This is a genomic window from Virgibacillus ihumii, assembly GCF_902726655.1.
GTDB lineage: Bacteria > Bacillota > Bacilli > Bacillales > Amphibacillaceae > Lentibacillus > Lentibacillus ihumii.
Genome location: NZ_CACVAN010000001.1, coordinates 1635611 through 1656614 on the forward strand (window position 1 = coordinate 1635611; position 21004 = coordinate 1656614).

18 protein-coding genes and 2 tRNA genes are annotated in these 21004 nt (G+C 44.4%); 7 read left to right on the top strand and 13 right to left on the bottom strand.

The features are described 5' to 3' along the window. Positions 1-2 precede the first annotated feature (2 nt). From alr to HUX68_RS08185, 8 genes are all read right to left on the bottom strand, one after another. Positions 3-1139 (bottom strand): alanine racemase, encoded by a 1137-nt coding sequence (alr, locus tag HUX68_RS08150; RefSeq protein WP_174614359.1) that lies wholly within the window; start codon positions 1137-1139, stop codon positions 3-5. Positions 1140-1215: 76 nt separating this feature from the next. Further along, positions 1216-2070: a D-amino-acid transaminase gene (gene dat, locus HUX68_RS08155; protein WP_174614360.1), complete on the bottom strand. Its 855-nt coding sequence runs from the start codon at positions 2068-2070 to the stop codon at positions 1216-1218. Positions 2071-2082: 12 nt separating this feature from the next. After that, the gene (eutB, locus tag HUX68_RS08160) at positions 2083-3063 is read right to left on the bottom strand and encodes a hydroxyectoine utilization dehydratase EutB (RefSeq protein WP_174614361.1); all 981 of its coding nucleotides are present in this window, start codon (positions 3061-3063) and stop codon (positions 2083-2085) included. A 135-nt stretch (positions 3064-3198) separates the two neighbouring features. Beyond that, entirely contained in the window at positions 3199-4389 is a 1191-nt protein-coding gene (locus tag HUX68_RS08165) for a M20 metallopeptidase family protein (protein ID WP_174614362.1), read from the bottom strand. 79 nt (positions 4390-4468) lie between these two features. Continuing rightward, the gene (locus tag HUX68_RS08170) at positions 4469-4840 is read right to left on the bottom strand and encodes a RidA family protein (protein ID WP_174614363.1); all 372 of its coding nucleotides are present in this window, start codon (positions 4838-4840) and stop codon (positions 4469-4471) included. Between the two features lie 56 nt (positions 4841-4896). Next, positions 4897-6330: an NAD-dependent succinate-semialdehyde dehydrogenase gene (locus HUX68_RS08175; protein ID WP_174614364.1), complete on the bottom strand. Its 1434-nt coding sequence runs from the start codon at positions 6328-6330 to the stop codon at positions 4897-4899. A 22-nt stretch (positions 6331-6352) separates the two neighbouring features. Then, positions 6353-7705 carry a 4-aminobutyrate--2-oxoglutarate transaminase gene (gene gabT, locus HUX68_RS08180; RefSeq protein ID WP_174614365.1) on the bottom strand — a complete coding sequence of 451 codons (1353 nt, stop codon included), beginning with the start codon at positions 7703-7705 and terminating at the stop codon, positions 6353-6355. A gap of 57 nt (positions 7706-7762) precedes the next feature. After that, positions 7763-8440 (bottom strand): GntR family transcriptional regulator, encoded by a 678-nt coding sequence (locus tag HUX68_RS08185; RefSeq protein WP_174614366.1) that lies wholly within the window; start codon positions 8438-8440, stop codon positions 7763-7765. A gap of 206 nt (positions 8441-8646) precedes the next feature. Here HUX68_RS08185 and HUX68_RS08190 point away from each other — a divergent pair, with 206 nt between their 5' ends. Then, positions 8647-9630, top strand: a complete 984-nt coding sequence (locus tag HUX68_RS08190; RefSeq protein ID WP_174614367.1) for a 2-hydroxyacid dehydrogenase — start codon at positions 8647-8649, stop codon at positions 9628-9630. Between the two features lie 77 nt (positions 9631-9707). Here HUX68_RS08190 and HUX68_RS08195 read toward each other — a convergent pair whose 3' ends face one another. The 4 genes from HUX68_RS08195 to HUX68_RS08210 form a co-directional block, all read right to left on the bottom strand. Next, positions 9708-10895: a M24 family metallopeptidase gene (locus tag HUX68_RS08195; RefSeq protein ID WP_174614368.1), complete on the bottom strand. Its 1188-nt coding sequence runs from the start codon at positions 10893-10895 to the stop codon at positions 9708-9710. Positions 10896-11196: 301 nt separating this feature from the next. Beyond that, a complete protein-coding gene (locus HUX68_RS08200) occupies positions 11197-12606 on the bottom strand; it encodes an APC family permease (protein WP_246206632.1) in 1410 nt (469 codons plus the stop codon). A gap of 123 nt (positions 12607-12729) precedes the next feature. Continuing rightward, positions 12730-14079: an aminotransferase family protein gene (locus tag HUX68_RS08205; RefSeq protein ID WP_174614370.1), complete on the bottom strand. Its 1350-nt coding sequence runs from the start codon at positions 14077-14079 to the stop codon at positions 12730-12732. Positions 14080-14291: 212 nt separating this feature from the next. Then, entirely contained in the window at positions 14292-15116 is an 825-nt protein-coding gene (locus tag HUX68_RS08210; RefSeq protein ID WP_174614371.1) for an aldo/keto reductase, read from the bottom strand. 199 nt (positions 15117-15315) lie between these two features. On the opposite strand from HUX68_RS08210, the gene HUX68_RS08215 reads away from it, so the two are divergent. Both HUX68_RS08215 and HUX68_RS08220 read left to right on the top strand, forming a co-directional pair. Next, positions 15316-15391 (top strand) — tRNA-Thr (locus tag HUX68_RS08215). A gap of 9 nt (positions 15392-15400) precedes the next feature. Then, positions 15401-15490 (top strand) — tRNA-Ser (locus HUX68_RS08220). A 245-nt stretch (positions 15491-15735) separates the two neighbouring features. On the opposite strand, the gene HUX68_RS08225 is transcribed toward HUX68_RS08220, so the two are convergent. Next, on the bottom strand, positions 15736-16500 hold the full coding sequence (locus HUX68_RS08225; RefSeq protein ID WP_174614372.1) for an alpha/beta hydrolase: 765 nt from the start codon (positions 16498-16500) through the stop codon (positions 15736-15738). Between the two features lie 217 nt (positions 16501-16717). Here HUX68_RS08225 and HUX68_RS08230 point away from each other — a divergent pair, with 217 nt between their 5' ends. The 4 genes from HUX68_RS08230 to HUX68_RS08245 all read left to right on the top strand — a co-directional run bounded on the left by HUX68_RS08230 (position 16718) and on the right by HUX68_RS08245 (position 21003). Continuing rightward, entirely contained in the window at positions 16718-17485 is a 768-nt protein-coding gene (locus HUX68_RS08230; protein ID WP_174614373.1) for a 2-keto-4-pentenoate hydratase, read from the top strand. Between the two features lie 197 nt (positions 17486-17682). After that, positions 17683-18780, top strand: a complete 1098-nt coding sequence (locus HUX68_RS08235) for a branched-chain amino acid aminotransferase (protein WP_174614374.1) — start codon at positions 17683-17685, stop codon at positions 18778-18780. Between the two features lie 106 nt (positions 18781-18886). Then, positions 18887-19390, top strand: coding sequence for an AMP-binding enzyme (locus tag HUX68_RS08240; RefSeq protein WP_174614375.1), 504 nt, complete (start codon positions 18887-18889; stop codon positions 19388-19390). A 227-nt stretch (positions 19391-19617) separates the two neighbouring features. Further along, positions 19618-21003 (top strand): MmgE/PrpD family protein, encoded by a 1386-nt coding sequence (locus HUX68_RS08245; protein ID WP_174614376.1) that lies wholly within the window; start codon positions 19618-19620, stop codon positions 21001-21003. Position 21004 lies beyond the last annotated feature (1 nt).

The window sequence follows — 21004 nt, forward strand, 5'->3', positions numbered from 1 at the left end:
TTTTAAATATATTCTCGCTGGACCCGCATCATCAAACTTGCTAAAACTTCATCAACATTACTGCCCATCCAGTCAGCAATTTGTGGAGCAAGAATTTCATTATCACCCTGTCTGCCCATGACAATGACTTCGTCGCCTTCTGAGACTCCATCAATATTGGTGACATCAATCAGCGTCTGATCCAATGAGATAGAACCGACAATTCCAGCTCGTTGTCCCCTGACAAGCATCTGACCCTTGTTGGATAGCGCGAGATGGTACCCATCACCAAGGCCGATTGGAACAACTGCAATTTTTTCCTTTTTTTTGGTGACATAACTGCCGCCGTAACCGACAGGGGTTTCAGGCGGCAATTCCCGCACCCTGACAAGCTTTGACCGCAGGCGCATAACCGGTTTTAACCGGACCATTTTCCGTTGGCGTGGTGCAGGAGCATAGCCAAACAACGCAATACCGGGGCGTACCATACCAAGGTGCATATCCTGACGCTCAAGTGTAATGGTCGATGCTGCTACATGCTTGATTGGAAAATGAAACCCATTACTTTCCAATTCCGCCACAGTATCATGAAACAGTTGATATTCCTGTTCCGTTTTTTCCCATTCACCTTCGTCGGCACTGGAAAAGTGTGTATAAATGCCTTCCCAGCTTATGCCAGGAAGATCATAGCAGGTTTCACAAAAGGACAGCACCTCGCCCGGCTCCATTCCAAACCGGTGCAGCCCCGTGTCCATTTTGACATGCAGAGGCAACGTTACATTTCGCTTTATCGCTTCCGCACTTATCGTTTTTGCCAGTTCAGTGGATGCAACAAATGGGGTCAATTCATATTCAATCACATCACCGGCCTGTTCAAATGTGATGGAACCCAGCAAATGAATCGGTACATCGACACCACTTTCGCGAAGCGCTGCACCTTCCTCTACTGCCGTAACCCCGAGGCGGTCAGCCCCGGCTTTGACAGCTTCCTTGCCGATCGGCACAACTCCATGACCATATGCATTCGTCTTAATTACCGCCATTAGCATACTGTCATCATGTATCCGTTTTTTTATATTCCGGACGTTTTCATGAAAGGCACCAAGGTCGACTTCCGCCACCGTCGGATTATGGGATGTTATCCTTGCTGTCTGCCGCATACACCATTCCCCCCTCATTTAAAATGGATTTTTTTCCATTACTTCCAGCTTCAGCATTCTCGGACTAGAGCCCTGCCTACGCTTTGCTTTCAGCATTTTCCTCATAAAGCGAACGGAATGCTTTTACCAGTTTTTTGGTGACATTTCCCGGCGAACCATCGCCAATCGTGTGATTATCCACCTGTAAAATTGGGATGACATCCAGTTTTGTCGCCGAAACAAACACTTCATCAGCTGCAAGCAATTCATCAACGGTAAACGTTTCCTCATTAGTTTTTATTCCCAGTTCGGCAGCCAATTGCAGTAATTTTTTTCGAGTAATCCCATTTAAAATATAGTTATCAGCCGGATGTGTATACAATTCACCATTTTTTACCATAAATACATTCGATGCACTTGCTTCCGTTACCGTTTCACCTCTGTGCAGGATTGCTTCAACTGCATCATTTTCCACTGCTTCCTGTTTGGCCATTGCATTTGGCAATAGATTCAATGTCTTTATGTCACAACGCAGCCAGCGGATATCATCAACAAGCACAGCTTTTGCACCCTGATCCTCCACATCGGTCATCCTGTCTTCTTCCCGCGTATATGCAACAGTTACTGATGATACATCATCACCCGGGAAATAATGTTCCCGTGATGCAATTCCCCTGGATATCTGCATATAAATAATGCCCTCTTCCAATTTGTTGACAGACACAAGTTCTTCCAGCTTCTGTTTCAGCTGTGCGGTCGATTCAGGCAGATCCAGCCGGATTTCGCGGGCACTTCTTTCCAACCGCTCCATATGCTCATCAAGCATTAATGGCTTACCATTGTAAACACCGATAACCTCATAGATCCCGTCACCAAACTGATAGGCGCGGTCTTCAATATCCACAATATTTTCCCGCTCGATTATCTCATTATTGAATAATATTTTACTCATGAAAAAACCTCCTTACATTTTTTTGGATTCCTTCATCAGCTTCTGAACAACAGAGGTGTCAACACTGCTTCCCGTGACGATGACGGCAACCTGTGAACCCGGCTTAACCTTTTGATGCAACAGTGCACCAATTCCGGAAGCTGCCGCCCCTTCGATAATCATTTTGTGTTGATCAAGCATAAAAGTCATCCCATCAGCGAATTCCTGTTCATCCATTAATAAAAGCTCATCGACATATTTTTGGACCAATTGAAACGTGTATTGATTTTGCAGACCAATTCCGCCAAGCAGACTGTCGGCAAGTGTATCGTTTTCGTCAATCTGTATCGGTTTTCCCGCCTGAATGCTGGCATGCATTGCAGGACCGTTTGCTGTTGATAGACCAACGAGCCAGATGCGCGGATTTGTTTCCTTCAAGGCAACACCCAAACCGGAATGCAGTCCTCCGCCGGACAATCCGGCAAGAACGGTATTAACTTCCGGCAACTCTTCAAACAGTTCCAGTCCAATTGTACCTTGCCCTGCGATAATGTGCGGATCATCAAAAGGGTGAATGACAGTAAGCCCTTCTTCTCTTTCCAGTTCATAGCTGCGCGCTTCAGCGTCATCCTGGGATTCACCGTAAATTTCAACTGTTGCACCGGATTTCTGAAGCGCCTCCACTTTTCCATTTGGAACCCTTTCGGAAATACAAATGACTGCCTTGATTCCAAGTTTTTTGGCCATATAGGCAACGCTCAAGCCGAAATTCCCGGTCGAAAAAGTGGTAATTCCTCTATCCCGTTCCTTCTCTGTTAAACTAAGAATCTTATTCGCCGCTCCCCTGATTTTAAATGAGCCGCTCGGATTCATATTTTCCAGTTTCAAGTAAACGGACGCACCAGACACATCAGAAAGTCCTGATGAATAAACCAGTGGTGATTTCGGTACATATGGTGAAATCCGCTTTTTCGCCAGCCAGATATCTTTTAATGAAAGCTCTTTGCCTGCCATTCTCTCCCTCCTTTGCAAAGGATGATAATCTATGGGAGCTCTCCCGATTGGAGGCAATCTCTCCCATTTGGGTGCCGTTTCTCCCATTAAGATACGACTCTCTCCCATTTCAGCCTTTCAAACGACAATCACCATTCATGCCGGATCGGTCAAAAACTGTCTGGCAGCTTCAGTGAAAACTGCTGCACCAACTGATAATACCCGTTCATCAATATCAAAATTCGGCGTATGCAAGTTACGGCTTTCTCCATCGTCCAGACTGCATCCAAGAAAGAACATCGCACCTGGAACGGTTTTGGTCATATGCGCAAAATCTTCACCGCCAAGTCCAAATGGCATGTTTTTAATCGTATAATCCGGATAAAGTTCGTTGAATACTTTGCGGATTCCCTGATTAACCGCCGGATCATTTGACAATGCGGGGTCCTCCGCCCGAATCGACAAGTCATAATCGCCGCCGAGTGGTTCTACCAATGAAAACGCCTTTTCCAATTCGTTATGCAGCACATTCCGTACTTCGGGGCGGTAACTGCGAATCGTACCCTTTATTGTTAGGTCTGATGGAATAACATTACTGGCAAAGCCGCTTTGAATACTGCCGATACTAATTACACCTGCATCCAACGGCGATATCCTGCGCGAAACAATCCCATGTATTGCCGAAAATACCGGACTAAGCAGCCACATCGGATCCAGTGCCAGATGAGGATAAGCTCCATGTCCGCCTGACCCGTGGATTTTAGCTTCAAACACATCACCGCTTGCCATGCTGTATCCGTCATGCACTTTTACTTCACCAAACCGATCTTCAGGACTCATATGCAATGCCATAATCCGATCGACATCTTCCAGCACCCCTGCCTGAATCAGGTATGGAGCCCCTGTTGATCCAAGATCATCGGCACGTTCCTCTGCAGGTTGAAACAGGAATTTCACCGTTCCTTCCATTTGGCCATTTTGAAAAAGTTCACCAAGTAACGTCGCTGCACCAAGACCTATAGCTGTATGTGCATCATGTCCGCATGCGTGCATGACGTCCTTTTTTTGAGACTTAAAATCATGCTCATTTTCCTCTTGGACCGGTAAAGCATCCATATCAGCACGGATGGCGATTGTGCGGCCGCTGCCGGATGAAAGTGTGCCAACCACTGCAGTTGGAAAGCCAACACCAGACTCCACCTTCATTCCGGGAATCTCTTGCAATTGTTGTGCAACAAAGCGGGAGGTCTCCACTTCTTCAAAACTCAATTCCGGGTTCATATGAATATGCCGTCGCCATTCAGAAAGCTTTGATATTAATTGTTCCGCTCGTTCTCTAATGTTCATCGGAAGCCCCCCTTTCCATAAGTTATGTGAAATCGGGTTGAAAAAGACAGGAGGCTGTATAGACTGCCTCCTGCCCAAATCAGCTCAATTCTGCGATTGCAGTAATTTCCACTTTCGCATCACTCAGCAGTTGACTGCCTGTCGTAATTCGAGCTGGTTTCTTTTTCACCTCATTAAAATACGCTGCATAAACACGATTAAACTCCTTGGCAGTCGATTCATTCAATCCGGAAATATGGCACGTCATGTGGACAATGTTCTCCAATCCGGATCCTTTTTCAGCCAGAATCTGATTAATTTGCTCAAGACTGGCAGCAGTCTGACCAGCAATAGTATCCCCGCCTGAGGCACCATCCTGACCGGAAACGAAGATAAAATTGCCGGACTTTATTCCTTGTGAATATGCTCCGCTTGGCTGCGGCGCATTCCTGCTTTCAATTACTTCCTTCATTGGAATCCACCCTCTCTGAATTCACAAATTGTGCCGCTCCGGTTATTTACCGGGTATTATTCCATACCCATGGAAACATATTGTGACTCAACAAAGGCATCCATTCCTTCATGTCCGCCTTCCCGGCCGAGTCCGCTTTCTTTCATACCGCCGAATGGCGCCTGAGCAGCAGATGGCGCGCCATTATTCCAGCCGACAATGCCATAATCAAGCTGTTCGATTACCCTTGTGCCTCGTGCTGCATTTTCCGTGAAGACATATGCTGCAAGGCCAAATGGTGTATCATTTGCCTGTTTAATAGCTTCCTCTTCGGAACTTACTTTCTGAATTGGAATAACAGGGCCGAATGTTTCCTCCTGCATCATTACCATGGATGCGTCTGCATTTGACAATACTGTCGGTTCAAAGTATAACCCGTTATCCTCGGCCTCTCCACCGACATGGACTTCAGCACCTTTTTCAATCGCATCTTTAACATGGTTTTTCACTTTATCCAGCCCATCCTGATTGATCAGTGGACCAATGTCAGTAGAGTCTTCTTCCGGATTACCCACTTTCAGGCCTTTGACAGCTTCTGAGATTTTTTCGACAAACTGGTCATAAATGCTATCCTGTACGTAAATCCGATTGGCACAAATACAAGTCTGCCCGGCATTACGGAATTTCGATGCCATCAATCCTTTGACTGCAACGTCGACATCAGCATCATCCAGAACGAGCAATGGTGCATGACCGCCGAGTTCCAGTGACACGTTTTTTACGTAGTCTGCACTTTGTTTGATCAGTGTTTTACCGACTTCCGTTGAACCGGTAAACGTTATCTTGCGGACACGTTCATCGTCCATGAATGCTTTTGTAATTCTGGATGATGAACCTGTAACCAGATTGACCACACCTTTTGGAATTCCGGCTTCCTCACAGAGTTCCATTAACTTCACTGCCGTAAGCGGGCTTTCTCCGGATGGCTTCATGATGAATGTACAGCCTGCTGCAAGCGCCGGACCCATCTTACGGGTCAGCATGGCTGCCGGAAAATTCCATGGCGTAATCGCCGCGGCTACGCCAACAGGCTTTTTCCATACCTGCAATCGTTTATCCCCCGCATGTGATGGAATGGTTTCACCATAAATACGTTTTGCTTCTTCAGCAAACCACTCGAGAAATGAGGCAGCATATTTCACCTCACCGCGTGATTCCTTTATCGGCTTTCCCATTTCCAGTGTCATCATCCGGGCAAGCTCATCTTCATGTTCAAGCATTAGATGATTGAGCTTTTTCAAGTAACCGGACCGTTCATAAGCAGTCAGTTTTGACCAGGAATCAAATGCATTATGTGCTGCTTCCACAGCCTTGGCACCCTCAGCCTCACCGCCATTTGGCACCGTACCGATTACGTTTCCGTCTGCAGGGTTAGTAACATCTTTTGTTTCCAGTTCACTACCGACCCATTCTCCATTTATATGCATTAAATAGTTTTTTACGTCAGCCATTTTTACAACACTCCAATCTCGATTATTTCGTCGCTGCAGCCATTACTGCTTCAACTGATTCTTCCAACAATTCAAGTCCTTCTTCAAGCTGTTCGTCCGTGATCACTAAAGGCATCAACAAGCGAACAACATTGTCATAAACACCTGCTTTCAGCACGATTAAACCGCGTTTGTGAGCCTCCTGTAAAACCTGTGCCGTCTGTTCTTTGGCTGGTTCTTTCGTTTCACGGTCTTTCACCAGCTCCAGTGCACACATCGCACCAAGACCGCGGTAATCACCGATAACATCATATTTATCATACATTTCCTTAAACTTTGCCATCACGCGCTTACCGATTTTTCCGCCGCGTTCCGGAAGTTTTTCTTTTTCCATGACATCCAGTACTGCTATACCAGCACGGCAGCCAAGTGGACTTCCGCAATATGTGCCTCCCAATTCACCTGGATTTGCTCCATCCATAACCTCTTTTCGGCCGATAATGCCACTGATTGGCAGACCAGCAGCCATCGATTTGGAAATAGCAATCAAATCAGGTTCCACATCAAAGTGTTCCATTGCGAAATATTTTCCCGTACGTCCAAACCCTGTCTGAATTTCATCGGCAATGAATAAAATGCCATGTTTTTTGCAAAGTTCATAAACACCCTGTACGAACTTCTTATCCGGAACAATAAAGCCGCTTTCACCTTGAACCGGTTCCATAATGAATGCCGCCACCTGCGTTGGATCAACTTCTTTAACAAAGAAGTCTTCCACCTGCTGCAGCATAAACTCCGAATAATCCGTTTCATCCATCGATTCAGGCCGGCGATAATGATATGGATATGGCGCATGGTAAACTTCCGGTGCGAATGGTCCATATTCATACTTATAAGGCTTTACTTTTCCGGTCAGCGACATGGTCATTAATGTCCGTCCATGGAAACCGCCGGAAAAGGAGACAACCGCCTGACGATTCGTATACTTGCGGGCAATTTTAACCGCGTTTTCATTCGCTTCTGCACCACTGTTCAGAAACATTACCTTCTTATCAAAACTTCCTGGCGCAAGCGCTGCCAATTTCTCCGCAAATTCAATGTATGGATCATACATCATGACGTTAAAACCGGTGTGAATATAACGGTCAACTTGATCATGCAGTGCTTCCGTTACCGTATCATGACTGTGTCCGACGTTAATACAGCCAATTGCCCCGGCAAAGTCGATAAACTTATTACCATCAACATCATTTAATAATGCACCTTTGGCAGATTCCACGAATGTCGGAATTCCATAACCTACCCCTTGCGGAACGATATCATGCCTGCGATCAAGCAGTTCTTTCGCCTTTGGTCCCGGCAATTCGGTTTTTACATCTGCAAATTTTCTACTCATCTCGATCAGCCTCCCTGATATATTTATAGTTTTAAATTCCGGCAAATATAACGGAATCTAATTAACCTTCGCACGATTTTCGTCATTTACCCCGAGTAATTTCTCCTCCACATATTCAATATGGTTGCTGACCCTTTGCTCCAGAGCATGCTTATCTTTTGACATCAGAGTCTGCAGCAATTCCTCATGTTCCCGGTAAAATGACTGCGGACTCGAATAATATTGATCCAAATGCATAAGAACCGTTCGGATCTGTACCTGAAGTGAATTATATATCCTTACAATTCTTGCATTCCCACATAAGTTCACTACAAAACTGTGAAACTCCATATCCAAATCAAATAATCCGTTCCAGTCATGTTCATCTGCCTTCCGTTTCATCTGTTCGGTAATTTTTTTCAGTTTTTCAAGTTGTTGTTCATCAAGTTTTGGCATGGCCTTTTTAAATGCCTGCGATTCGATAAGTGTTCGCAATTCGATAATTTCATTTAAATCCTGTTCGGTAAAATCAGTTACATACGTTCCTTTTCGGGCTTTACTGACGATCAGCTCCTCTGTTTCCAGAATTTTAAATGCTTCCCTTATCGTACTCCTGCTGACATCAAAACGCTCCGATAAATCTGTTTCAAGCAGACGGTCACCAAACTTGATTGACTCATTCCAGATTTCCTTTTTCAACTGATCAGCAATCAATTCACTAAGTGGTTTTTGCACGATAATATTATCATCGCCCATTAGCGGACTCCCCTTCTGCATTTTTTCTGCAAATGTATTATGTCGATTGTCGACATTAGTCTATACCTCCATCATAATTCAGACTATTCGTATTGTCAATTACAATTCCAATTATTTTAAAAATTATATTTCTTAGTTGACTTTCCGCTTTTATACAGCTACGTTTGGATTAAAAGCTATCAATTATTTTGGTGAGGAGGAAAACAATGAAAAAAAAGGTTTTAGCGTATAATAGAGTTGAAAAACCCGTCCTGGAGGAACTCAAGGACAAATACGATGTACAATTTTTCAAAAATGTGGACACAAGAAATGACACAGAATTTCTCAATTTTCTTCATGATGCAGAAGGGATTATCGGGTTGGAACTGCCGGTTGATCGTGAACTGCTGCAGCGTGCCCCGAACTTGAAAATCATCAGTAATGTCTCAGTCGGCTACAACAACCTTGACCTGGATGCACTTAAAGAAATGAACGTAATGGCAACCAACACACCTGGCGTATTAACAGATACTGTTGCCGATACCGCATTTGGAATTTTAATTGCTGCGGCAAGACGAATTCCCGAGTTGGATAACTATGTTAAGAACGGAAACTGGACCTCCGAAGCAATCGGACCGGAACTGTTTGGCACAAATGTCCACCATAAAACATTAGGGATTATCGGTATGGGCCGGATTGGCAATGCCATCGCTCAACGGGCTCACTTCGGCTTTGACATGGAAATCCTGTATCACAGCCGCTCCAGCAAACCGGATGCCGAAGAACAATTTGGGGCGAAATATTGTGACCTGGACGATTTGCTGAAGGAATCCGATTTCGTCTGCATGATTACACCATTAACAAAGCAAACGGAAGGAATGATCGGCAAAAAAGAATTCCAGCACATGAAAAAATCAGCCATATTTGTTAACAGCTCACGAGGAAAAACGGTTGTCGAAGCGGATCTTATTGATGCACTTGAACAAGGCGAAATTGCTGCAGCTGCCCTTGATGTATTCGAACAGGAGCCAATCAATTCCGACAACCCGCTCTTAAAGATGACAAATGTTGTAACCACCCCGCACGTCGGCTCGTCCACAGTGGAAACTGAACTGAAAATGTCGGAGCTGGCGGCAGATAATTTGGAAGCCGGATTGAGTGGAAAGAAACCTGCCAATCTGGTTGATGAGCGTGTTTGGGAAGATAAATAAGGTTTTTAAAACAAAAATTAAAAGCCGTATCACATCGATTTGTGATACGGCTTTAATTGAATCTAATATTCTCGTAATCAGGCAAGTCGGATATTCGGTTTCACATACAACTCACGTGGAAAATCAGCAAGAATCGTGCATCCGGACTCAGTTACGAGGAATGATTCACTGATTTCAACACCCATGTTATCCATCCAGATACCCGGAATCAGATGAAAGGTCATATTCGGTTCCAGAATGGTTCGGTCACCCGGACGAAGACTCGCTGTATGCTCCCCCCAATCCGGCGGATAATTGAGTCCCATTGAATAACCCATACGTGATTCCTTCTTAATGCCACGTCGTTCAATAACCCGACGCCAAATGATTTCCAGCTCCTCACATGAAATCCCCGGCTTAACCGCATCAAGTACAGTGTTGATACCCTCAACCACCACATCCGATACATACTTCATATCATCAGACGGCTGTCCGATCACCACCGTCCGTGCCAATGGCGAATGGTAACGCCTGTAACAGCCGGCAAGCTCAATAATAGCAGGATCACCATGTTTAAACCTGTCATCTGTCCATGTCAGGTGTGCAGCTGACGTTTTTTCACCGGTAGGCAGTAATGGGACAATAGAAGGATAATCGCCCCCGAAATCTTCAGTCCCCCGAATTTGCGCATGTGAAATTGCTGCTACGACATCACACTCGCGGACTCCTTCGTCGATTGTTTCAAAAGCCACATGCATAGCCTTTTCGGAAATTTCAGCTGCTTTTTTTATATATGTTATTTCCTGATCTGACTTAATAATCCGCACCCAATTTACCATGTTTGTGCCATCTTTAAATTTCGCATCCGGAAGACCCTGAGTCAGCTGCATATAGGATCTGGCGGTAAAATAATATGCATCAAGCTCCACCGCGATTGTCTGTTTATCGCGTTTCCTCCCTTTTAATAAGTCACAGACGAAATCCATTGGATGCCTTACTGCGGATTGTACATAGTGATCCCCATAAGGTATGATATGGTCACCATCAAGCCACGTCGTATACTCGGCGGCACTTGCATCCTGACCACGGCCTACCCAGATCGGCTGTTCCTCATTCAGCATAACAATCAACATCTGGTGAACATAGAAGGACCAGGCGTCATATCCGGTCAAATAGTTCATGTTCGCGGGATCGGTAATCATCAGCATATCAACCCCAGCATCCAACATGCGCTGTTTCGTTCGCGCCATCCTCTCCTTAAACTCCGAAACAGAAAAAGTCAACATAATTATCACTTCCTTCGTGCATTCTCAAGCGATTTAGTGAAAGCGGTTACGCACTTTCCAAGGAGGGCACCCTGGTGTTGTATTTGACAACTTCACCTAAAAATAAACCTCATATTATAGTAAATGTGTCATATATAAAATTGGTACATGAAATAAAGCTTGTCGATTGTCGACATTGCCTTTACTCTATAGTACTCTGTTAAACGATAAATTGTCAATAAAAATTGTATTATTTTAAATTATTGATAAAATTGTGAGCAGTGCCTAACAATCACTGCTCACATGGTAATGATCGATTCCATTATGCGATTCGATCGATCTCCTTTTTCATATGTTCATTTGCATAATCTTTTCCATATTTCGCAACGGAGTACTTATACAAAATCAGCCCCAATACTGCCCATAATCCAATGATCAGCCATTCGTACGGCCAGGCAAGTGCTGATGGCATCCCAGGCATATAAAGTATGGCTATTCCAATTGTCATGATAATGGCGATCCAGCCGATTGAGGTTCCACCCGGAAGTTTGAAAGGACGTTTCATCTCAGGTGCTTTTTTCCGTAAGATAACAAATGAAACTGCTACCATCATCCAAGCAACCACAAGGCCAAGTCCGCCAGCGTTGACAAGCCAAACAAGTGCAGGACGCCCAAACAATGGAGCGATAACAGAGAAGAATCCAATCAGCAAAATTGCCTTATGCGGTGTTTTATATTTCGGATGAAGCTCACCCAGACTCTTTGGAAGCATTCCGGCATTTGCAAGTGCATAAATCGCCCTGCTTCCGCCAACATAGAAGCCGATCCAGCTTGTTAAAATACCACCGATTCCACCAAGCACCAGAATGTTCCCCATCAGTCGGCTGTCCCCAAAGGCCTGAGCCATGGCATCTGCCGTTACCAGGTTGGACTCGGCCAGTTCAGCAGGGTTCATAATACGTGAAACACCGAAAATAACCGCGACATACCAAACAATTGCCAGAATAACGGAAAAAATGAGTAACTGCCCGATCCGCTTTTGTTTCAGGTTGATTTCCTCGGCAGCCTGCGGAATAACATCAAACCCTACAAACATAAATGGTGTCATAATGATTACAGTCAAAAGTCCGGCTATTCCTTCTTCAAACAGTGGCTGCATATTCTGCGCATTACCACTGGCAGTGCTTCCGGTAATCAGGAGCAGCCCGGCAATCAGAATCAGCAATGTTAGAATAAAAGATATGGCAGTAGTCAGTTTTATTCCGCGATAATTAATCCAAGTTATTAGAATTGACCCGATGATGCCGACACCAGCCCAGGTGATGGTGACATCCCACCCGGCAATCGTATACAAATGCCCCATACTGTACCCGGGAATCAAGTAATCAAAAACGGTCGGGAGTGCCACTGCTTCAAACGCCACTACCGATACATAACCCAGGATTATTGCCCACGTTGTAATAAATGAAGCAACTCTACCCATTGCTTTAAAACTGTAAACATGCTCTCCTCCCGCCAGCGGCAGCGCTGACGACAGTTCTGCATAGGTTAACCCGACGAACAATACAACGGTTCCACCAATTGCAAAGGCCAATATCGCACCAAGTGAACCCGCCTCAGTAATCCACAGGCCGGTTGTCACAACCCAGCCCCAGCCAATCATTGCTCCAAAAGCAAGTGCAAGCACATCTTTGTTCCCCAGAATTTTCAGCAGCTTTTGTTCATTTTCCAATTTCATCTCCTCCTGTCGTTCGTATGAATGGATGTCTGTTTAAATTTTATGTTCTTGCATATTGATTTATTTATAAGAAAAATTAGTTGTCACCAAGCTTTTAGGTGACGACCTTAGTTGCACTTATGCAGTTAAGAACTGCCCGAGCTCTTTCTGAACAGCCTCTATCGCATCATGCAGTTTTTCCACTAGTGTATTAACTTGTTCCTGATTGATGATAAGCGGCGGCGCAAAGCAAATGATGTCTGTATTGTCATATGTTACCGGTCGACAAATAACACCTCGCTTATGCAGTGCCTCGATTACCTTTGGCGCTACTTTTAAATCGGTAGTGAAGCGTTCATTTGTTGCCGGATCACGTACGAGTTCTATTGCACCAAGCAGTCCCTTTGTACGAACATCGCCAACAATATCGAGCGCTCCTTTCATAGCCCGGAAGCCGAGCAGTATAGCTTCACCCATTTTCCGTGAGTTTTCCACCAGCTTCTCCTGCTCCAGAATTTCAATATTTTTCAACGCTACGGCAGCTGCTGTCGGATGACCACTGTACGTAAATCCATGAAACAACGTCCCCTCCGATTTTTCTTTCAACACATCGTGAACTTGGTCAGAAACCATGACACCGCCAAGCGGCATGTAACCGCTCGTAACCCCTTTGGCAAATGTCAGCAGGTCAGGTTGAACCCCCCAATTTTCCACTGCGAACATTTTCCCTGTTCGGCCAAATCCGGTAATAATTTCATCGGCAATGAACAAAATGCCATATTCATCGCAAACTTGCCGCACTTTTTTCAAATAATCATCCGGCGGAATTAGAACACCGCCGGCCCCTTGCACAGGTTCAACTAAAAAAGCTGCAACCGTTTCAGGTCCCTCTTGTTCAATCGTATTGCGTAAGGAAGCAATTGCTTTGTCAGTGTTGCAGCCATACGGTGTGTCCGCATGTGTAAAATCTGTCATCATGTGTCCGGCCATCTTCCAAAACTGAGGAATTCCGGTTGCACTTGTAGATGCGGCAGCAACCCCATGGTAGCCGCGTTTTAATGCTATAATTTTCCGGCGTTCCGGCTGCTCCTGAATGTTCCAGTAATGCCTGACAAGTTTGATTGCCGAGTCGTTCGCTTCCGACCCACCCGAAGCAAAAAAGACTGCATTTAATTTTTCAGGTGAAATGGAAGCAATTTTTTCAGCCAATTTGATGGCAGGTTCATGACTGAATGTTGAGAACGCAGAACTGAAAGCCAGTTTTTTCATTTGCTTCGCGGCTGCATCAGTAAGCTCCTCCCGCCCATGTCCGATATTGACATTCCATAAGGAGGACATTGCATCGATGTATGCGTTTCCATTATTGTCATATAAATAAATGCCTCTGCCTTTTTCCATAATCACTTTCGGTCCATTTTCCTGTTGCTGCTGAATCGATGAAGTTGGATGAATAAAATGCCGTTTATCCAGTTCTTTTAAATCTTCCATACTTTAACCCCTCCTGTTGAATGTAATAAAAAAACCAGCAATATGAACAGACAAATTCCATTTTTGCCCCGCGCCCATATAACTGGTTTATACCCAAGCATTTGCCTTGTTTCGTCAACAAGGTCAATTGGATTTTGCAGTTACTATTATTAAATTATTTTAAATTTACCAAAATCAGAACGATTGGTCAACGACTTTTTCAGAATGTTTCCTTAAAAATCATCCGGGTTTGAACCGCTCCGATCATTGAGATTTAATTCGCTTATGCGTAACATTTCCTCGCCAGTCAGGGAAAAATCGAAAATATCCGCGTTTTCGTTTATACGGTGTTCATGAATCGATTTTGGAATAGTCACCACATCATTCTGCACATCCCATCTTAGTATTACCTGTGCAGCCGACTTTTGATATTTTTGGGCAATTTCCGTTATCACCGGTTCATTCAGGAGACGACCCCGTTTCAATGGCGACCATGCTTCCAGTTGGATGTTTTCCCGGGTACAGAAATCTTTTAATTTCTCCTGGGTGAGATGCGGATGGTATTCCACCTGATCGATGACAGGCGTGACACTACTATTTTCTATTAAACTCTTCAGATGATGGACATGAAAATTACTGACACCAATTGCGCGGACTTGACCATCCTGATAAAGCTTTTCGAGCGCTTTCCACGTTTCATGATACTTTCCGCTTACCGGCCAATGAATCAAATACAAATCCAAATAGTCTAGTCCCAATTTTTCCAGACTTTGTTCAAATGCCTGTAATGTGCTGTCATAGCCCTGCTGGTCATTCCAGACCTTCGATGTTATGAAAAGTTCTTCCCGGGATACACCCGATTCACGGATCCCCTGTCCAACCCCACGCTCATTATCATAAAACGAAGCCGTATCAATACTCCGGTACCCATGTTTAATCGCTGTTTTTACCGAATGGACGACAGTATCGCCATCTTCCACCTTGTAAACACCAAGTCCAAAGCCCGGCATTTTTACGCCATTATTCAATATAACTGTATCCTGCAAATTATTGATCAAAAATACTACCTCCTGTTTAGATGCCTGTTTTTCGACAGGTAAGACATCACTCGAATTTTGTCGAAAAAATATATCTGACACATTATAATTATCGTATACCAAACTTGGGGATTGTCTCAACTCACTGGAAAAAATTTTTCTAAGCATGCCCCTTGATGAAACTTCTAAAAAAGCGTATTATTTTCTATGGAGCTTTTACGCTGGTGTAGCACAGTTGGCAGTGCGCTTCACTCGTAATGAAGAGGTCGGAGGTTCGAATCCTCTCACCAGCACCACCCATACATGGAGGAATACCCAAGTCCGGCTGAAGGGGACGCACTCGAAATGCGTTAGGGCGTGTAAGCGTCGCGTGGGTTCGAATCCCACTTCCTCCTTTTTAAAACAATGAGGCTGGGACAAATCAAAAAGTGTAGTTCAAAAAACGAACAATTCTAGAGACTAGCGGAGGAAATATACGTAGACTCCTGCGGGAGGACAGGCCTAGATGAGACCCCGAAGTGCGTAAGCACGAGGAGGGCTCAACAGCCGCCCGCGGAAAGCGAAGTATATTTCCGGAGCGGCTGAGCCCACCATTTAATTCGTTTTTTCTTTTGTTAAATCACTTTTTGTCCTAGCCTCTTTATTTTGTTCGCAGCCGATGCACAAACGCGGCACATTTTTCCGCAATCAGTTCTTTATCATTGTCCAGTGTCGCCACGTGATAACTGTTATCCAGCTTGACCAGTTCACAGTCCTCAGACGAAATCGAGTCATAAATTTCCCGGGAATTTTCCGGCGGCACAACATGATCGGTTGTTGACGAAAAAACCAATGCCGGTGCCGTAATTTTTTCCAGGTTTCCGCGAACAATCATCGACAGTGCAATTATTTCCTTCATTGATTTCACCGGTGTCTGATCATATGCGAGCTCTTCAATGCCTTCTTTTTTAATATCGGAACCAATTCCCTCAACAAACTGTGTATCTGTATCTTTAAGTGATTCATAGGATTCAATCAGTTCAGGCATATGGACCGCTGCATTAATCGGCATGATTCCTTTAATCCTGCCAGCGTTGGCATGCTCAGCTACATACAGTGTCAGCGTGCCACCCATGGAAAGTCCGGTCACAAAAATTTGGTCACATGTTTTGTTCAGCACTTCCAGCCCTTCACCAACCGATTTGATCCATTCCCGATAGCCCGACTGCTCCATATCTTCCGGCGCCGTTCCATGACCTTTAAGACGTGGTCCATACACGGTAAAACCTTCTTCAGCCAGTTTTTCACCAAGAAAGCGCATGCTTTGGGTGGAACCGGTAAAGCCGTGAATCACAAGCACTCCGACATTGTTTCCCTGAAAATAAAAATCTTCTGCTCCCTCCATGACCTTAAACGAATCAGACATGCTAATCCTCCATTCCTCTTAACTTTTTAGAAAACTTGGCGACTTTATGGCGAATTTATAGTTGCATCAATCATATCGTCCATAAATTATTAATCTGATAAAAATATTCTATCATATCCGCATTATTCATGCCGGGTACAACAACTTTTCTTTTTGCCCAGGTAAATTAATTATCTGATATAATAATTGAAAAACACCATAAATGGGAGGAGAAATGATGGTTAATACAACGAAACTGGCTGAAACCCTATTCGATGCCTGCAATAATCAACAGCCGCTTTCCAAAGAGAATATTCCAGCTGACATCAGCACAGCAGATGCATATGAAGTACAGCACCGGTTGACCGAAATGAAAATTTTACAGAACGAGGACAAGCTGGCCGGCTATAAAATCAGCTTAACCAGTGAGGAAACCCAGCGATTATTCAATGCCACCACACCACTATACGGTGCGTTGACAGATTCCAACATTTCAAAAGGAACCATTAAACTGGAAAATATGCTGTCACCGCTCCTTGAGATCGAGCTGATGTTTATCGCAAATGATGAGCTGTCAACAGCTGACAGCTATCATTCTATCTTACAAAAAACGAGTATCGCACCAGGCTTGGAAATTCCCGATTCCCGTTTTACCGACTGGTTTCCGAAAACAAGTATGGGACAGGTTATTGCTGACAGCGCAGTTGCCGGGAAGATTATTGCCGGTGAACCGGTGAATGGTCTGACGTACGAACAGCTTGGCAGCATCAACGCCAAACTGACCCTTCATGACGAACTGCTTGTTGAAGGACAAGCAACAGAAGTACTGGGCAATCCTGTTCATGCAGTGGAATGGCTGGTCAAGAAGCTGGCTGAAAACGGCCGCACAATTGAAAAAGGAATGATTATTTCTGCCGGTACCTTTATTCTGCCCAAAAAACTGCAAAAGGGTATGTATCAGGTTAAGTTTGATAAGATAGGAGAAGCAAGCTTGAATGTCATTTAACCACATGTGTTCACAGAAGTATCTGTGGACACACTTTTTCATTTTTGTCAGCATAATTCAAGGACGTGCTGACATCTTTTGGATAGGCAGAAGCACAATTTTCAATTAATTTGAAACTTTTGATGTTTATCTATTGCATTAAGTGGAAATATGAATTATCATTGTTATTAAATTTTTACACCAAGGGGGCTAACAACATGGAAGATCGGTCCATTCAAGTCAATCTTTGCACATCACGAAAAGAAAAACCGAAATCAGATGAATTGCAGTTTGGAAGGACATTTACCGACCATATGTTTATCATGGATTATTCAGAGCCGAAAGGGTGGCACGCTCCGCGTATTGTACCATATCAAAAACTGGAAATTGATCCGTCGGCCATGGTATTCCATTACGGTCAATCCGTGTTTGAAGGATTAAAAGCTTATAAGACATCGGAAGGCGAACCACAGCTGTTCCGCCCTGAAAAAAACCTGGAGCGTATCAATCACTCCAATGACAGGCTTTGCATTCCCCGAATTGATGAGGAATTTGCCTTAAGTGCAATCCAGCAGCTAGTTGGACTGGAAAAGGATTGGGTTCCTGAAGCAAAAGGCACATCATTGTATATTCGCCCATTCATTATTTCCACCGAGCCATATATCGGTGTAGCACCATCACGACATTATAAATTTATTATCATTCTTTCACCAGTGGGTCAATATTACAAAGAAGGAATCAATCCAGTTAAAATTGCTGTGGAAAATCACTACGTCCGCACGGTTAAAGGCGGCACCGGAGAGGCGAAAACCGGCGGAAACTACGCAGCCAGTCTGAAGGCGCAGGAACTTGTTGCAGACAGCGGATTTGCTCAGGTTTTATGGCTGGATGGCGTTGAAAAGAAATATATCGAAGAAGTCGGCAGCATGAATGTATTTTTCAAGATTGACGGTGAAATCGTTACCCCTGCATTGAACGGAAGCATTCTAGAAGGCGTAACACGAAACTCGGTAATCGCTCTGTTAAACCATTGGAATATCCCGGTTAATGAACGGCGGATTTCCATGGAAGAACTGCGTCAGGCACATGAAGACGGAGTACTTGAAGAAGCATTCGGATCCGGAACAGCTGCTGTCATCTCCCCTATCGGCCAGTTGACCTGGGAAGGCGAAGATATGCAGGTGAATAACTTTGAAACCGGACCGGTAGCCAAAAAACTGTACGACACACTCACCGGTATTCAATACGGAAGAGTTGAAGATCCATTTAACTGGGGTGTTCCCATCAAATCCCAAGTCTATTCTAAAGCACAATGAGGAAAACTCCCGGCCGCAAATTGTACCGGGAGTTTTTCAGTTTTTTAACTATTAAAACGCTTTCAGCATTATGCTATAATGATAGTAAGCAAAGGGGAGTTAGGATATGAGTGAGACAGAAGTACGTGTAGTCAATGAATTTGGGCAGGATGTCGCCCGCGATGGTCAGGAAATCGGAGAAGTTATTGTCAAAAGCCCAAGTGTTGTCAACAGCAGTGAAAAAGCGGATCAAACCATTGTGAACGGCTGGCTCCACACCGGTGACAGAGGCACCATTGATGAACATGGCAGCATCCGTATTGTTAATAAAAAAGAATCGCCGGATACGGATAAGCATGCATCTACTGTTGAAGTGGAAGGCGTTTTTTACGAACATCCAGCCGTTCGGGAAGTAGCGGTTCTCGCCCGTCCGGATAAAAAACTCGGTGAAGTGCTGCATGCAATTGTCGTACTGCATGATGGTAAATCCGCATCCGAACAGGAACTGCTCGATTATGCAGAAGGTAAATTGGAACCAGCTAATTGTCCAAAAACAATCACAATAATGGACGAATTGCCAAAAACGCCAAGCGGCAAAATTCAAAAAATCCGGTTGCGTGAGTCTGTCTGACAAATTGTTCATACTTAATAATAGCCTGCATGACCATGACGGTCTGCAGGCTATTTTTTTAGCCAAAAATTTTTCTTATCAAAGTATATAACTATTTAATATCACTTTTTTAGTATTAAATAATTTATTTTTATCACTAAAGCACGTATCATAATAAGTGAAGAAAGCAAGAGATCTTGTTTTCAGTTCCCAATTGGCCAAAGGGAAATTACTTGGAGGTGATTCACATGTCAAATCAACGCACGATGGTGGAACAGCTTGCAGATTGGGCACATGATGTCCGCTGGGAAGATCTTTCCGGGGAAGCGATGCAGGCACTGAAAGGCCGGATGCTTGATTCAATTGGCTGTGCAATCGGAGCATTGGAAGGAAAACCGGTCGAAAATATTCGCCGAATGACTGAAGATCTTGGAGGAGAACCGCTTGTCACGTTAATAGGCGGCGGAAAAACAACACCTGATTATGCAACACTCTATAATGGTGCTGCAGTACGATATCTAGATTTTAACGATTCCTATCTCGCAAAAAACGAAACAGGACATCCGTCCGACAATATAGCGCCGGTTCTGTCAGCGGCTGAATATGCAGACGCAGATGGACGCGATTTCCTGCTGGCACTTGCCCTTGCCTATCAGGTACAGTGCCGCTTATCAGATGTCGCACCGGTCAGAGACAATGGATTTGACCATACTGTACAGGGTGAATATGGTGCCGCAGTTGGAGCAGCACGGGCAATGAGGCTTGACAGCAGTAAAATTGCCAATGCAGCGTCTATCGCCGGAACAGGCTACAATTCACTGCGTGTGACACGAACCGGTGAATTATCCAACTGGAAAGGGCTTGCCTATCCGAATACAGCGATGGGAGCAGTTCATGCTGCAATGCTCGCTAAATATGGCATAACAGGCCCTCGTGAAGTCTTTGAAGGCAATAAAGGGTTTATGGACACCATCGCCGGAAATTTTGAACTGGATTGGTCTAAAGAAGATCTTGAACGCGTGACCGAAACGATCATTAAACGATTTAATGCAGAAATCCATTCCCAGTCATCCATTGAAGGATTGCTGGAACTGCGCGGCCGCGAACAAATTAAACCGGAAGATATTAAGGAAATCAGACTGACAACTTTTGATGTCGCCTACAACATTATCGGCGGCGGTGAAGAAGGCGGTAAAAAATTGATCCGTTATAAAGAAGAAGCAGACCATTCACTGCCATATATGCTTGCCGCAGCTTACCTGGATGGTCAGGTCATGCCGGAACAATATGAACCTGAAAGGATTACTCGCGCCGATGTCCAGGAATTACTGCAAAAAGTGGACGTAAAACCAAGTGATGACTATAGCAATCGTTTTCCGGACGAAATGGCATGCCGGATTGAACTCGAGACAAACGATGGACAAATTTTCACAGTTGAAAAATATGATTATCAAGGATTCAAGACACAACCTGCGAGCTGGGATGTATTAATGGAGAAATATAACGGTTTAACCAAAAAAATTGACAGTGATTTAGCAGCTGAAATTGCCGACACAATCAGAAACCTGGAAAATGTGAAAATCAGTGAACTGACTGAACTGCTCGGTCAAGTAAAAATCAGGGAGGCTGAATAAT

What these genes read in the sequence shown, in the direction of transcription:
- alr (WP_174614359.1), bottom strand. Translation starts at nt 1,139, where the DNA reads ATGCGGCAGACAGCAAGGATAACATCCCATAATCCGACGGTGGCGGAA.
- HUX68_RS08195 (WP_174614368.1), bottom strand. Translation starts at nt 10,895, where the DNA reads ATGTTGACTTTTTCTGTTTCGGAGTTTAAGGAGAGGATGGCGCGAACG.
- HUX68_RS08185 (WP_174614366.1), bottom strand. Translation starts at nt 8,440, where the DNA reads ATGGGCGATGATAATATTATCGTGCAAAAACCACTTAGTGAATTGATT.
- HUX68_RS08165 (WP_174614362.1), bottom strand. Translation starts at nt 4,389, where the DNA reads ATGAACATTAGAGAACGAGCGGAACAATTAATATCAAAGCTTTCTGAA.
- HUX68_RS08175 (WP_174614364.1), bottom strand. Translation starts at nt 6,330, where the DNA reads ATGGCTGACGTAAAAAACTATTTAATGCATATAAATGGAGAATGGGTC.
- HUX68_RS08225 (WP_174614372.1), bottom strand. Translation starts at nt 16,500, where the DNA reads ATGTCTGATTCGTTTAAGGTCATGGAGGGAGCAGAAGATTTTTATTTT.
- HUX68_RS08230 (WP_174614373.1), top strand. Translation starts at nt 16,718, where the DNA reads ATGGTTAATACAACGAAACTGGCTGAAACCCTATTCGATGCCTGCAAT.
- HUX68_RS08240 (WP_174614375.1), top strand. Translation starts at nt 18,887, where the DNA reads ATGAGTGAGACAGAAGTACGTGTAGTCAATGAATTTGGGCAGGATGTC.
- gabT (WP_174614365.1), bottom strand. Translation starts at nt 7,705, where the DNA reads ATGAGTAGAAAATTTGCAGATGTAAAAACCGAATTGCCGGGACCAAAG.
- HUX68_RS08205 (WP_174614370.1), bottom strand. Translation starts at nt 14,079, where the DNA reads ATGGAAGATTTAAAAGAACTGGATAAACGGCATTTTATTCATCCAACT.
- dat (WP_174614360.1), bottom strand. Translation starts at nt 2,070, where the DNA reads ATGAGTAAAATATTATTCAATAATGAGATAATCGAGCGGGAAAATATT.
- HUX68_RS08245 (WP_174614376.1), top strand. Translation starts at nt 19,618, where the DNA reads ATGTCAAATCAACGCACGATGGTGGAACAGCTTGCAGATTGGGCACAT.
- HUX68_RS08235 (WP_174614374.1), top strand. Translation starts at nt 17,683, where the DNA reads ATGGAAGATCGGTCCATTCAAGTCAATCTTTGCACATCACGAAAAGAA.
- HUX68_RS08190 (WP_174614367.1), top strand. Translation starts at nt 8,647, where the DNA reads ATGAAAAAAAAGGTTTTAGCGTATAATAGAGTTGAAAAACCCGTCCTG.
- eutB (WP_174614361.1), bottom strand. Translation starts at nt 3,063, where the DNA reads ATGGCAGGCAAAGAGCTTTCATTAAAAGATATCTGGCTGGCGAAAAAG.
- HUX68_RS08170 (WP_174614363.1), bottom strand. Translation starts at nt 4,840, where the DNA reads ATGAAGGAAGTAATTGAAAGCAGGAATGCGCCGCAGCCAAGCGGAGCA.